At 39.8% G+C, this 14,299-nt stretch carries 14 protein-coding genes; 3 read left to right on the plus strand and 11 right to left on the minus strand.

Features of this window, described 5'->3' with window-relative positions; translation table 11 throughout:
• Nucleotides 1-13 precede the first annotated feature (13 nt).
• On the minus strand, nucleotides 14-304 hold the full coding sequence (gene gatC, locus AA0X71_RS21370; protein ID WP_019155491.1) for an Asp-tRNA(Asn)/Glu-tRNA(Gln) amidotransferase subunit GatC: 291 nt from the start codon (nucleotides 302-304) through the stop codon (nucleotides 14-16).
• A 201-nt stretch (nucleotides 305-505) separates the two neighbouring features.
• On the minus strand, nucleotides 506-1,546 hold the full coding sequence (locus AA0X71_RS21375; RefSeq protein WP_413357281.1) for an NAD(P)-dependent alcohol dehydrogenase: 1,041 nt from the start codon (nucleotides 1,544-1,546) through the stop codon (nucleotides 506-508).
• A gap of 188 nt (nucleotides 1,547-1,734) precedes the next feature.
• On the opposite strand from AA0X71_RS21375, the gene AA0X71_RS21380 reads away from it, so the two are divergent.
• Complete coding sequence (locus AA0X71_RS21380) at nucleotides 1,735-2,148, plus strand: MerR family transcriptional regulator (RefSeq protein ID WP_413362712.1); 414 nt, start codon at nucleotides 1,735-1,737, stop codon at nucleotides 2,146-2,148.
• 17 nt (nucleotides 2,149-2,165) lie between these two features.
• Here the strand turns inward: AA0X71_RS21380 and AA0X71_RS21385 are convergent, their stop codons facing one another.
• Nucleotides 2,166-2,600 (minus strand): YueI family protein, encoded by a 435-nt coding sequence (locus AA0X71_RS21385; RefSeq protein WP_413357282.1) that lies wholly within the window; start codon nucleotides 2,598-2,600, stop codon nucleotides 2,166-2,168.
• 290 nt (nucleotides 2,601-2,890) lie between these two features.
• Complete coding sequence (gene aceA / locus AA0X71_RS21390) at nucleotides 2,891-4,177, minus strand: isocitrate lyase (RefSeq protein WP_413357283.1); 1,287 nt, start codon at nucleotides 4,175-4,177, stop codon at nucleotides 2,891-2,893.
• Nucleotides 4,178-4,853: 676 nt separating this feature from the next.
• Between aceA and AA0X71_RS21395 the strand changes: the two genes are divergently transcribed.
• Nucleotides 4,854-5,813, plus strand: a complete 960-nt coding sequence (locus tag AA0X71_RS21395; RefSeq protein ID WP_413357284.1) for a calcium/sodium antiporter — start codon at nucleotides 4,854-4,856, stop codon at nucleotides 5,811-5,813.
• Between the two features lie 405 nt (nucleotides 5,814-6,218).
• Nucleotides 6,219-7,688, plus strand: a complete 1,470-nt coding sequence (putP, locus tag AA0X71_RS21400; RefSeq protein WP_413357285.1) for a sodium/proline symporter PutP — start codon at nucleotides 6,219-6,221, stop codon at nucleotides 7,686-7,688.
• A gap of 324 nt (nucleotides 7,689-8,012) precedes the next feature.
• Here putP and pruA read toward each other — a convergent pair whose 3' ends face one another.
• The 7 genes from pruA to AA0X71_RS21435 form a co-directional block, all read right to left on the minus strand.
• Entirely contained in the window at nucleotides 8,013-9,560 is a 1,548-nt protein-coding gene (pruA, locus tag AA0X71_RS21405) for an L-glutamate gamma-semialdehyde dehydrogenase (protein WP_413357286.1), read from the minus strand.
• A 219-nt stretch (nucleotides 9,561-9,779) separates the two neighbouring features.
• On the minus strand, nucleotides 9,780-11,417 hold the full coding sequence (katX, locus tag AA0X71_RS21410) for a catalase KatX (RefSeq protein ID WP_413357287.1): 1,638 nt from the start codon (nucleotides 11,415-11,417) through the stop codon (nucleotides 9,780-9,782).
• An 83-nt stretch (nucleotides 11,418-11,500) separates the two neighbouring features.
• Nucleotides 11,501-11,797, minus strand: a complete 297-nt coding sequence (locus AA0X71_RS21415; RefSeq protein WP_413357288.1) for a hypothetical protein — start codon at nucleotides 11,795-11,797, stop codon at nucleotides 11,501-11,503.
• Between the two features lie 26 nt (nucleotides 11,798-11,823).
• Nucleotides 11,824-12,039, minus strand: coding sequence for a hypothetical protein (locus AA0X71_RS21420; RefSeq protein WP_413357290.1), 216 nt, complete (start codon nucleotides 12,037-12,039; stop codon nucleotides 11,824-11,826).
• Nucleotides 12,040-12,244: 205 nt separating this feature from the next.
• Nucleotides 12,245-12,712 carry an 8-oxo-dGTP diphosphatase gene (locus tag AA0X71_RS21425; RefSeq protein ID WP_413357291.1) on the minus strand — a complete coding sequence of 156 codons (468 nt, stop codon included), beginning with the start codon at nucleotides 12,710-12,712 and terminating at the stop codon, nucleotides 12,245-12,247.
• Nucleotides 12,713-12,795: 83 nt separating this feature from the next.
• On the minus strand, nucleotides 12,796-13,008 hold the full coding sequence (locus tag AA0X71_RS21430) for a hypothetical protein (protein WP_413357292.1): 213 nt from the start codon (nucleotides 13,006-13,008) through the stop codon (nucleotides 12,796-12,798).
• A gap of 119 nt (nucleotides 13,009-13,127) precedes the next feature.
• Nucleotides 13,128-14,297: a CamS family sex pheromone protein gene (locus tag AA0X71_RS21435; RefSeq protein WP_413357293.1), complete on the minus strand. Its 1,170-nt coding sequence runs from the start codon at nucleotides 14,295-14,297 to the stop codon at nucleotides 13,128-13,130.
• Between the last annotated feature and the right edge of the window lie 2 nt (nucleotides 14,298-14,299).

Consider the following 14,299-nt stretch of genomic DNA (forward strand, 5'->3'; position numbering starts at 1 on the left):
CTTTTTCCCCTCCTTACTCAATAATCGATGGCACTTTTATTTGTCCATTCTCATGTTCAGGTGCATTTTTCAGAACCTCTTCTTGCGGAAGTCCTTTAGATGGAATATCCTCTCGCATCACATTCTTCATATCTAATACGTGTGAAGTGGGTTCCACATTTTCCGTATCTACTTCATTTAAAAGTTCTGCATATGTAATAATCTCATCAAGACTTTTCTGAAATTGCTTTACTTCATCCTCTGTTACAGCCAATCTCGCTAAATGAGCTACGTGGCGAACTTCTTCCTCTGATATTCTTGACATTGACGTCACCTCCATAATGTTCTTAGATCGCAACTACTATTTTCATCGTGAAAACAATCAATATTTTATTGAATTTTTCGTAAGTCAACAATAACTTGATAATAACAAAATTTACCGCTATAAAGCAACAGAGAGCAGGTTTTTACGACAATCCGTATATGTAAAAAGGATGTCCCCCATGGTGAGGACATCCTAAAAATTTTATATCGTGCTAGTATCAATAACAAATCGATACTTAACATCTGATGCTAGTACTCGTTCGTAAGCTTCATCAATTTGTTCCGCTGAAATCACTTCAATTTTAGGTACAATTCCATGTTCAGCGCAGAAGTTTAACATGTCTTGTGTCTCACGAATGCCACCAATCATCGATCCAGCAAAAGAGCGACGATGACCAATTAAATTAAAGACATTAAGGGACAATGGTTCTGCTGGTGCACCGACATTGACCAAAGTACCGTCAAGAGTAAGTAGCCCCAAATAAGCATTCAAATTAATTTTTGCACTTACTGTATTAATGATTAAATCAAAGTTTCCAGCGAGTTTCTCAAATGTTTGCGGATCACTTGTTGCGTAGTAGTGGTCTGCCCCTAAATGTAAACCGTCTTCCTTTTTCTTCAATGTTTGGGATAACACAGTCACTTCTGCTCCCATCGCATGAGCAATTTGAACTGCCATATGACCAAGACCACCCATTCCTACTATAGCCACCTTTTTACCTGGTGCCGCGCCCCAATGGTTTAATGGAGAGTATGTTGTAATTCCTGCACAAAGTAATGGTGCTGCCTTTTCAAGCTCAATGTTATCAGGAATTTTGAGGACAAAATTTTCCTGCACAACAATATGAGTAGAATAGCCGCCTTGTGTAGGTTCACCATATTTGTCAACACCGCCGTAAGTTTGGATATTCCCTTTTAGGCAATACTGTTCCTCCCCTTTGCGACAGTTTTCACATTCACCGCAGGAATCAACCATACATCCGACCCCAACACGGTCACCGACCTTGTATTTGCTCACTTCCGCTCCTACATCGGTAACAATACCTGCAATCTCATGTCCCGGTACGAGTGGATAATTGACCGGCCCCCATTCTCCGTGTGCAGTATGGATGTCAGAATGGCAGATTCCTGCAAATTTAATTTCAATTAGAACATCGTGTAAATCTAAATCGCGTCGTTTAATTTCAGCTACTCGAAACGATTTGTCTGGCCCATCGACAGCCCTTGCTTTAGCAGTTACCATTAATAAAACCTCCTAAGAATATACTAGTGTCGGTGCACTTTGTTTCTCTTACTCCATCATGTTAATCCTTATAGTTAACTCTAGGTCAAGTGATATACTTTGAATTTTTCGAGCAAATAGCTTGATAAAATACCCTTACGTAATTAGAGTTAACTCAAAGTCTATACAGATAAAGAGAGGGATAAATGTTGAAAACTTATTCAATTAGCGAAGTAGCAAAGGAATTGAATCTTACTGCTTATACGTTGCGATACTATGACAAGGAGGGACTTCTTCCTTTTGTGGAACGGGCAACTAACGGTACACGCATGTTTAAAGAATCTGATATCGAAACTTTAAAAATCGTTGAGTGCTTGAAATCAACTGGGATGCCCATTAAGGAAATCAAGAATTTTATTGATTGGTGTGGAGAAGGAGATTCTACACTACAAAAACGTTATGACATGTTTTTGGAAAGAAAAGCTTGTGTAGAAGCACAGATGGAGGAACTCAAAAAAACGATGGCAGTGATTGAACATAAATGTTCATACTATAATCAAGCATTGGTAGCCGGAACGGAGGATATTCATAAAAATAATATTGCTGCTTCGATAACAAAATAAAAAGGTGATGGAATGTATCACCTTTTAAACAGCTTTGAAAAGATTCCCTTTTTTTTAGGGGTCGCTTCTTCATATACGATTTTGGATTTTGTTACATAAATATCCTCTTTATCGACCGCATAATCGTGGGTGAGGACTAATCCGATCTCTGAGTTATGTTCCTTGTTCGTCACAATCGAGTATTTTATATGATGGTCATTGCAAATTTTCATGTATTTGGACAAGTAGCTGTAGTCGATGTTGCCGTTTAACAGGAGTGTCGCATCTCGATTTGATTTTAATGCCTCTTTCACTTCTGGGGAAATGGTGTCCTCTCTTACTTGTGCTTGCGAGAGGGCAATGACGATTCTTTCCCTTAATGTCCCTAAAAATTTTCTCCTTTCATCCGGATTTATTTCCTTTTGGCCATGAATTCCTTGTTGAATGTAATCATCTAAATTGGGACCTGACATGTAAATCCTCCTAACTTTAAAACTACTATGATCTATGTAAAATTAAGGGCTAATGTTCATATGATCAATCATTTGATTGAATAATATATAGTGTACCCAGCTTCTATGATAACAAAAAATATATGTTGCTTCCTCTTTTGTGCGTGCTTTAGATGGATGATGCTTTGTATTCGGACTCCTTCACCCTTTCTACTATGTCACCTGTCCAAACTCATAACCCACAAAAAAAGCTACCCTCAAAAAGTTCATTTAAAAACTTTTTCAGAGCAGCCTTCCAAACATCAGGAAAATTACTTTGTACTTGCCGTAAACTGTTCTTCCTCTGTAGACCCCTTCAATGCAGTCGTAGATGAAGTTCCTCCTGTTACGACCATCGACACTTTGTCGAAGTAGCCTGTGCCGACTTCTCGTTGATGGCGAGTCGCTGTATACCCATCTTTTTCGCTTGCAAATTCTGCTTGCTGAAGTTCTGAATAAGCAGCCATACCACGATCCTTATAGCCTAGAGCGAGGTTGAACATGCTGTGGTTTAAGGCATGGAATCCAGCCAGTGTAACGAATTGGAACTTATATCCCATTTTACCTAGCTCGATTTGAAAATTGGCGATTTCTTCATCGCTTAGCTTTGCCTTCCAGTTAAATGAAGGTGAGCAGTTGTAAGCCATTAATTTACCTGGGTATTCCTTATGAATTGCTTCAGCAAACTTCCTAGCCTCTTCAATATTTGGTTCAGACGTTTCACACCAAATTAAATCAGCATATGGAGCATAGGCAAGCCCGCGAGCGATCGCTTGATCAAGTCCCGCTTTTGTCCGGAAAAATCCTTCATCCGTACGCTCTCCTGTAATAAACGGATCATCATAAGGATCAACATCACTTGTGATTAAATCGGCTGCATTCGCATCTGTTCGAGCAACTAGTACTGTCGGAACCCCCATAACATCAGCTGCTAGACGTGCAGAAATAAGGTTGCGGACAGCTGTTTGCGTTGGAAGCAGTACTTTCCCTCCTAAATGACCACATTTTTTCTCAGAAGAAAGTTGATCTTCGAAATGGACGCCAGCTGCTCCCGCTTCAATCATCCCTTTCATCAGTTCAAACACATTTAACTGCCCACCAAAACCAGCTTCTGCATCAGCTACGATCGGAGCAAACCAATCGATCGAATCATCGCCTTCTAAGTAATGAATTTGGTCAGCACGCTGTAACGCTTGATTAATGCGTTTTACCACACTGGGCACACTGTTTGCTGGATACAAGCTTTGATCAGGATACATATGTCCGGATAGATTCGCATCAGCTGCCACCTGCCAACCACTTAAATAGATTGCTTTCAGTCCTGCCTTCACCTGTTGGACCGCTTGATTCCCTGTTAGTGCTCCGAGTGCATTAACAAAACCATCTGTGTTTACGAGATTCCACAGTTTCTCCGCTCCACGGCGCGCAAGGGTATGTTCAATATCGATAGAACCTCTTAGCTTGATCACTTCTTCAGCTGAATACGGTCTCTCAATCCCTAACCATCTTTCATCTTGCTCCCAGCTCGTTCTTAATTTTTCCGCTCTTTCGTTTGTCATTTTCCATTCTCCTCTCAAATTATCGATTGTTATAATACAGAATTAAGTTTTATATTTTGTATTATATAACACGATATTTGAAAACGGAACCTATTTTTTGAAAATTTTTAAAAAAGAACCTGCAAAATGTAGTAGCTTCCAGGTTTGCCCAATTCGACCCACTATCCATAAGCGGAATTTTTCCTGTTATCTCCGCAATGGAGTCCCTTTTAGAGCATATAACGGAAAATTTTCCGCTTATGAAGGGCAAAATCGTTTATTTTGGCATTTTTTGAGGGAATAGCAGGAATTTTTCCTGTTATTTCGGCTCTTTTTCATGATGCTTGCTCATTAAGCGGAATTTTTCCTGTTATCTTTCTAAAGCGAAACTCTTGAGCCGTATGACACATACGTTCATTCATTTTCCGGATTTTTTTCATAGACCGCACGGGCAGCACGGGCACCGCTCATGAGCTTTGGACGGTTCGTCTCCTAACGTGATATGAGCATTTCCCGGCATTTTAGGAGAGCAACCACATGCTTACTAAGTTCGTCTAGTTTGATAAGAAAAAAAGTATTCACTTCGAGGTCTAAGATGACAAACTGGAAGAATAGGATTTATATGTTCTAGCTGACCGAGTATAATTTGTGAGATAGGAAAAAATAAACAACACAACCAAATAGAAGGATGATGTATATGGCTTATATTTTGCTTATTATCGGATTTGCCCTGTTAATAAAAGGAGCGGATTTTTTCGTTGAGGGCTCTTCCAATATTGCCTCCCTCCTTAAAATCCCGCCCATTATAATCGGTTTAACTATCGTATCCTTTGGAACAAGCTCTCCGGAAGCGGCTGTCAGTATTACTGCAGCAATGAACGGAAATGCTGGGGTAACCCTTGGAAACGTTATTGGGAGCAATATTTTTAACATTACATTTGTGATCGGTGTAACAGCCTTTCTTAATCCATTAAAGGTGGAAAACGCTACAATCAGAAAGGAAATTCCATTCACCTTATTAGCGAGTGTCGCCTTACTTATTTTAATAAGTGACATCTCTCTCCAGTTTGTTGGTGTAAATTCTGTGACGCGCGGAGACGGGTTCATCCTTTTATTGTTTTTCGCGATCTTCATGTACTACATCTTTGAACTAGCACTAAATAGCAGAGAAAAAGAGTTAGTCGTTGAGGAACCTAGTAAAAAGAAAGGCTCTTGGGGAAAAAATACTCTTTTTACAATCGGAGGTCTTGCGGGAATTATTTGGGGTGGCGATCTAGTCGTGGACAGTGCAACAACCATTGCCTACTCACTTGGAATGAGTGAAACATTAGTCGGGTTAACCATTGTCGCCGTTGGTACTTCCTTACCTGAGCTCATCACATCTGTTACTGCGGCCTATAAAAAACTCAGTGAGATCGCACTAGGCAATATTGTCGGAAGTAATATCTTTAACATTTTGTTTGTGCTTGGAACATCATCGGCGATATCCCCACTTCCTGTTGATGGCAAACTGTTTACGGATATCATCTTAATGATCGGTTTAACGATTATGCTCTTTATCTTTTCCCGTTCGAATTATCGAATTGGTAAAATTGAAGGCCTGATTATGGCACTAGCCTATGTCGTTTATATGATTTTCATCATTATGAGGAACTAATTTTGGGAGGAATTTCGGTTCCTCTTTTGCTTTGGTTTGTGAATAATTGAGCAAAATTAATTTTATAAATTTTCATGAATAGATATTATCTATATTGCGATATCGTGAATTTCTCATCACTTTTTATGTATATTTATTCATCAGTGATTATTTATCCGAATATTTTTTATACTTAGATAATATATCTATGTTATGATCCATAAGGTGTTTCAAAACGCACTATTGAAGCACCTAAGATTTCGACATACAGACAAACTGTATGCACTTGTATAGAAAGAGAGGTGAAGCAAGGTGATATTCGGTCTTTCAACAGCCACTGCATTGTGGATGCTCGTTCCGATGCCACTGTTAATCGTCTTATCAACTATCACATTTTTTACAGAAAAAGGAGAAGGATAAAACAATATGGATATTAACTTACCCACGTTAGTCTCGATTATTATTTATTTAGTAGGAATGTTATTAATTGGTTTTATTGCTGCACGTAAAACTAGTAATTTAACCGATTATGTTCTTGGTGGACGCAGGCTTGGGGCCGGTGTGGCTGCATTAAGTGCAGGTGCATCTGATATGAGTAGTTGGCTCATGCTTGGATTACCAGGTGCTGTTTACCTTGGTGGTCTTGGGGAAATCTGGTTACCTATTGGTCTAGCAATTGGAGCTTATTTAAATTGGCAGTTCATCGCCAAACGATTCAGAGTATACACGGAAGTGGCGAATGATTCGATTACTGTTCCTGATTTCTTTGAAAATCGTTTCCATGATTCATCCAAAATACTTCGCGTTGTTTCCGCAATTGTCATTTTAGTATTTTTTACATTTTACACATCCTCCAGTCTCGTCGGTGGTGCCATCCTTTTAGAAAATTCATTTGGAATGGACTATATTGTCGCACTATGGGTCGGGGCTGCCGTAATTGTTTCTTACACATTTTTCGGTGGATTTTTAGCAGCAAGCTGGACGGACTTCATTCAAGGGATCTTAATGTTTTTAGCTCTTATCATCATTCCCGGAGCCGCGATTTATGAGCTTGGTGGTTGGAATTCAACAGTCGAACAGATTGGAAATATTGATCCCTCTTATCTAAATGTTTACACAGGGGCTTCGGCCATCGGTGTCATTTCATTATTAGCATGGGGATTAGGCTATTTCGGGCAGCCACATATAATTGTCCGCTTTATGGGAATTAAGTCGACAAAAGAAATTCCGAAGGCACGTTTAATCGGAATGGTATGGATGATTCTTTCCCTCTTTGGTGCGTTATTCGTCGGTCTTGCAGGGATTGCTTATTTTGCAGATTCACCTCTAGAAAATTCTGAAACGGTCTTTATTATGTTTTCACAGGTTTTATTTAATCCTGTTGTATCAGGTTTCTTGCTTGCAGCCATTCTCTCAGCAATCATGAGTACGGTCGATTCTCAGTTACTCGTTTCTTCAAGTGCACTGGCACAGGATTTCTATAAATCTATTTTCCGAAGAGATGCTTCCAAGAAGGAAGAAATGATTGTTGGCAGAATTGCTGTTTTAGGAATTGCCGTCGTTGCGATTCTCCTCGGGTATGACCCCGACAGTAAAGTATTAGAATTAGTTGGATATGCTTGGGCTGGGTTTGGTGCTGCCTTTGGTCCGGTCATTATTTTGAGCTTGTATTGGAAGCGAATGACACGAAACGGCGCTCTCGCAGGGATTATTGTCGGTGCTTTGACCGTCATTATCTGGGCGAACATTTCAGGAGGTATTTTTGACTTATACGAATTAGCTCCAGGCTTCTTATTTGCTTGGATTGCCATTGTCGTTGTAAGTTTAGCTGATAAAGTACCAGTGAATGCTGTTCAAGAACAGTTTGAAGTTTATAAAACGAAGTTAGAAGAGTAATAGAAAACCCCGCCGCTCTGTTGAGTTGGCGGGGTTTTCCGGGATTATGGATAACTTTCATAGTTGAATCGTGGATTGCGGGGGTTTTCGAGTTTATTGCGGGTGTTTCTAAGTTTATTGCGGGTAAATCGGTAATAATTGCGGGGATTTGACGACTAATTGCGGATCTGGGTATGTGTGTGCTCCACAGATTCAAACTGCGCTCGCTACTATGATGGCGCAGTTTTTCCACATAATTGCGCACCTCGTTTATCAGCCGCCATCCACACACTAAAAAACCGCATTCCATGTACTTCGGAATGCGGTTCTACTAACTTTTATTTATTAGTACATTTCGGATGTAGTCTTAGCTTGCAGATGAAGCAATAAGTAGTCTGGGCCACCTGCTTTAGAGTCTGTACCCGACATATTAAAGCCACCAAATGGTTGGTATCCAACGATCGCACCCGTACAGCCACGGTTGAAATATAGGTTTCCAACATGGAAGTCTTCACGCGCTTGCTCCATATGTTCACGGTTAGTTGTGATAACCGCACCTGTTAAACCATACTCTGTGTTGTTGGCGATTTCTAATGCTTCAGCAAAGTCTTTGGCCTTTGTGAAACCAACAACTGGTCCAAAAATTTCTTCTTGCATCAATCTTGCTGTAGGGGAAAGATCAGCAATCACAGTTGGCTTAACGAAGAAACCAGTTGAGTTGTCTCCTTCTCCTCCTGCCACAAGACGTCCTTCTTCCTTGCCGATTTCCACATAGCTCATGATTTTATCAAAAGCCGCTTGGTCGATAACTGGTCCCATATAGTTGTTTTGATCGACTGGGTTTCCTTGAGTTAATTGATTCGTTAACTCTACAACACGGTTCAATACTTGATCGTACACATCCTCAACCACTACTGCACGAGAGCAAGCAGAACATTTTTGCCCAGAGAAACCGAAAGCAGAAGCAACGATGGATTGGGCCGCAAGCTCTAAATCAGCTTCCTTATCCACGACCATCGTATCTTTTCCACCCATCTCGGCAATCACACGCTTCAGCCAAATTTGGCCTTCGTTTAATTTTGATGCTCTTTCATAGATTCTGAGACCGACATCGCGAGAACCTGTGAAGCTGATGAAACGAGTATCCTTATGGTCTACTAAATAATCTCCAACTTCTGCTCCGCTTCCTGGAACGAAGTTAAGAACACCTGCAGGTAATCCTGCTTCTTCCATCACTTCAACAAACTTAGCCGCAACAATTGGTGTTGTGGAAGCTGGTTTTAATAGTACGGTATTTCCAGAAACGATGGCAGCTACTGTTGTACCAGCCATAATCGCTAATGGGAAATTCCAAGGTGAAATAATCACACCTACACCCAGTGGAATGTAATCATAACGGTTATATTCATTAGGACGGCTTTGTACGGGTACACCGTCTTTTAGCTTTAACATTTGACGAGCATAAAATTCTAAGAAATCAATCGCTTCTGCTGTATCAGCATCTGCTTCTCTCCATGGCTTCCCAGCTTCTTTTGTTAAAAGAGCAGAGAACTCATGCTTACGACGACGAATGATGGCAACTGCTTTAAATAACACATCTGCACGCATCTCAGGCTTCGCTTTTTTCCACGTTTTAAAAGCCTTTACTGCAGCTTGCATGGCTTGTTCAGCAAGCTCTTTATTCGCCTTTGAAACACGTCCGATTACCTCAGTCTTATTTGCTGGATTAATAGAAACAATCTTCTCCTCAGTAGTAATACGCTCTCCACCAATGACAAGGTCATAATCTTTCCCTAAGTATCCTTCAACTGTCTTTAAAGCTGTTAAATAGCCTTCACGTTCCTTTTCTACTGAAAAATCTGTAAATGGCTCATGCTTGTACGCCTGTACCAACCAAACCGCCTCCTTAGAACTGATTACGACTTAAAAAAAACGAACTTTGATTAAGGAAACACAATAGTTCGTATTTTTAAAATAAGTCTTTATAGAATTTTCCTAGTATTCACTCACATTCTATCAGTTTTACGTAAGTCGTTCAATGATCTTAGAATAATCTTTATTTTAAGATAACTTCTTAATCAAAAAAAAGAGCCTCATTTGAGACCCTTTGCATTAATACGGATCAGACGGATGACCCATTTGTTCTGCCTGCTGCACCGCTTCCTCTGTCTTTGTTGATCCAATCGGACCATGCCCTGCATCCATATGCATCATTTTTAAGCCTTCTGCTACACGTTTGCCATAGTCCGGATCACATTTCGTTAAATGCTCGACCATCGCATCTTGTATTTCCTTCCGGCATGAGTGAAGGGTATTAACGAGATTATTAATCAACTCGGTCCGTTCCCACTCATTAAAACGACGGTACGTTTCACCGGCCTGTCCATAATTATTTTGACGATCAATTGCTTCTCTTTTTACATCGCCCTCCACATGAGGAGTATGCTCCTTGCCAACCTGCTTTGCTTCTTTTAAGCCTCCAATAATGGATGGCTCATAATTTACATGAGGATTTTGATGGACACCCTGGTCGACACGGTATTCCATCTGTCCACCCCTTTGATTGGTCGCCACATGTTTTTTCGGAGCATTGATAGGGAGCTGTAAATAGTTTGCACCTACACGATATCTTTGTGTATCCGAGTATGCAAAGGTTCTTCCTTGAAGTAGCTTATCATCTGAGAAGTCAAGCCCATCCACTAAAACCCCTGTACCAAATGCTACTTGTTCCACTTCTGCATGGAAATTCTGCGGGTTTTTGTTCAATACTAATTTACCGACCTTTTGCCATGGAACATCATCCTTATACCAAAGCTTCGTTGGATCTAATGGATCGAAATCCCAGCCTGGATGCTCATCATCCGAGATGATTTGGACATACATCTCCCACTCTGGAAATTCCCCTTTTTCAATCGCTTCATACAGGTCCTGTGTAGCGTGATTGAAATTTTTTCCTTGAACTTCTTCTGCCTCTGATTGAGTGAGATTCTTAATTCCCTGCAATGGTTCAAAATGATACTTAACAAGAACTGCTTTTCCTTCATCATTTACCCATCGATAGGCGTGAACTCCAGACCCTTGCATTTGGCGATAATTCGCTGGTATTCCCCAAGGGGAAAATAAAAACGTGATCATATGCATTGCTTCGGGCGATTGAGAGATGAAATCAAAGATTCTTTCCCCATCTTGTATATTTGTCACAGGATCCGGTTGAAATGCATGGACCAAATCTGGAAACTTTAACGGATCGCGAATAAAGAAGATTTTTAAATTATTCCCGACTAAATCCCAGTTTCCATCCTCTGTATAAAACTTAACAGCAAATCCACGCGGATCCCTTAAAGTCTCTGGGGAATGCTTCCCATGATTGACCGTTGAAAAGCGAACAAAAACAGGTGTCTTTTTACCCTTTTCTTGAAAAAGCTTTGCCCTTGTATATTTTGATATCGGACCGTCTCCAACAGTTCCGTACGATTCAAAATATCCATGGGCACCGGCACCTCTAGCATGAACGACCCTTTCCGGAATACGCTCTCTATCAAAATGACTTATTTTTTCTAAAAAATCGTAGTTCTCAAGCGTTGTCGGCCCACGATTCCCGACCGTTCTGACATTTTGATTGTCGGTAACAGGATGACCTTGACGATTCGTTAATGTGTCCTCTGTCTCATTTTCCCCTGTTTTGTTCTTCAACAAATCCTCAGAGCCTTCAACATTTGTTCCATAGTACTCATTTTCCTTCTTATCCATTGCCTAACCTCTCTTTTCATTGATAGTTAACAATATCAATATGCGCAATGAGAGGTGATTTTATGAAAGAAAGGAAAATTTTTTCAGAGAACCTTTACTAACCACATGATTTCCGGTATGAAAAAAAAGAGAATACCTGCTACACAAATAAGGATGGAACCTAATGTGTAATATAATTCTCTCTTCCGATAGTTTTGTATGACAAGGACAATATTCGAAAAAATCATGATGAGAAGAAGCCAAATCGTTCCTCCTCTTTCAAAAGTGTTCTCATATTCGAGCGTAAAGTACCCGATCATGATGAAGAGGATAATCGAAATCATGAAAAAGGTTTTCCCTCTCTTATTCCATGTAGAGGTTTCTGTTGAATTTACCTTCATTAGTAGCTCCTCCTATTTGATTCAGCCTACAACTTCCCTTGTTTGATCCAACTCCAAATTCGATAGCTTCCTAGTAATGCTAGCAAAAATACTACTAGTAACTGCATGACCCAGAACGATAGCATTTCTATTTCCTTCAATTCCTCTACCATCGTACCAACCCAAATGGAGAAACCGATAAACATACACCATATAAATACGGTCGGAATAATCCAAAGGATTCGTAGTTTTGTATTTTTCAACTATCATTCCTCCCTTGAGCGATTCGTTAATTCAAATACTCGCTCTGCATCTGCTAATTCTATTTGTCTTAACATAAGTTCTTCATCAATATCATATGTAAACACGATCGTTCCCCTCATTTCGAATGATCATATCGACTAGCTCCTTTAAGAATCCAGCCTGTCATTTTTCATCCAATTAAACGATTGATCAACCTCTTTGGATTCACGTCATTTTCACCGTCTCTTTAATTTGTTCTTTTGCTGCTCGATCGCGAATTTCGTAGATTTCGAAAGTCCCTTTTTCAAAGAATAATGGAAATCTTCTCCGAAACCATGGTTGCATCGGTAAATTTAGCGCCTCCTTTATTGGGACCCACCGTAGTTCTCCTTCTGGTGGATTTTCTAATAGTTCACCCTCAAATGACTGGGCCAAATAATTAAAGACCATATATCGATAATTTTCTTCTGGATCAACGAATTCAGCTAACCCCTTATAAACAAGATCCTTCACTTTTAAGCCTGTTTCTTCCCACACTTCACGGATCGCTCCTTCGGTTAAACTTTCAGGAAAATCTACTTTTCCTCCAGCCCCAATATATCCTGGAAAACCACGCTCACTTGGTCTATTAATTAATAACACCTTATCCCCATTCTGAACGAGACACATTGTGTACATATCGACTTTGACCATTACTGCATATCTCCTTTTCCTATGTTAAACCTGAAAATGAAAAACAGACCAAAACAGAATTGACCGGTCTGTAAAACATAACTCTACTTTTTAACAAATCCTTTATATACTACTCGAATTAAACTTAATATTAAGATGAGACCAATGATAGATACAATTATCTGATTGACGACATTTGGCTCACCAAAGATGAATACGAACACATCTGCTGAGTTAAATGGAAGAACAATAGGAAGGACAAATAACCCGGTTAAAATCCCTGCTACCAAATATATGATATATTTTTTCTTATTCATGACTCCCCTCCAAGCGCCGATGACGTAATTATTCAAATATTCCTACACTTAAATTCTAACATAAAATCCCAGTATCGAACGCACAAAAACCTGAATCGATTTCACGATTCAGGTTTTCTTTAATTGTAAATATGCACAAACGGTTCGTCTTGGTTCACTTTTCGTACGATTAACGCTTCCGGTCCATTAACAGACGAAATGTTCACTTCAACGGCAATATAGTTTGGAAAATGCTCCAAAATTAATCCTGTTACATATTGGGTAAATCCTACGGCTTCTGACTTTCCATAAAACTGAATCGGTATATCGATACTTAAATCTTGAAGTTCATTATCAATATAAAATGCTTTTCCGATTACCCCATTAAAATTCGGGAAGTATTCTTCCACATCCTGCTTAAAATTCAAAAAGGATGTTAAATCATCACGATAATTATTCTGCGCATCTGTTGAAGGGAAAAGGACATAGTCTTCTTTTACAGCTTCCCAACCACCAAGTTTAGAGCTACCCTCAGATGCATTCGCATAAGCAAAGAAATTACCTGGAACAACAGACGAATTACTCTCCTGCTCAAATAATGCAATGGTAATCGGTACCTTTTCAAGCCCTTCGATCTGTCTTAGTCGTCCCACAACCTCTTGGGCAATTCTTTTCCCTTCTCGATCAAGGACAGCATGGTCAATTTTGGTTTCAAAGGTGGCACCATATTGGACCTCTTGGAAATAGTGAACCGAGTTCATTGCCAAACCAATGACAATCCCACCAAGACGAGCTGTTCCATCTTCTCCTCTGACAAGATAGTTATGCTCTAAAATGTGGGCTAAATAGATTGGATTTTCTCGATTTCTTGTTTGCACATCGCCTTCCCCAGGATCTATAGGGTTTAGACCAATATTTTCTTCTGCTTTCATTTCCAATTTTTCTACTTGTTCATCTGTATATTTACGATTGAGCCATAAGCCAACCGTTTTTCGGTCTAAGTACTGCCCTTCTTGGAACAGAAATTTATCTGGGTTAAACGTGTTTTGCGCAATACGCATCAATCCTGTTTCAAATTCATCGATATCGTATCTTGTATTCAACTGACTCACCGTTAAACCACGAGCTTCCGAAGGCTCAAATGGTAAAATCGTTTGGTAATATTGATCCGATATTTTATATTTTGGGATAATCGCTTTTTCTTTCGAGTCATCCTTCTCCTGGACAATCTCCTGTTCCTTTTGGAAATTAGGAGCACAACCAGTCAATAAAAGGAAAAAAGCTAAAACGACCAATGAGATTTTTCTCACGG

Source organism: Robertmurraya phoenicis, from assembly GCF_047302285.1.
Taxonomy (GTDB): domain Bacteria; phylum Bacillota; class Bacilli; order Bacillales; family Cytobacillaceae; genus Robertmurraya.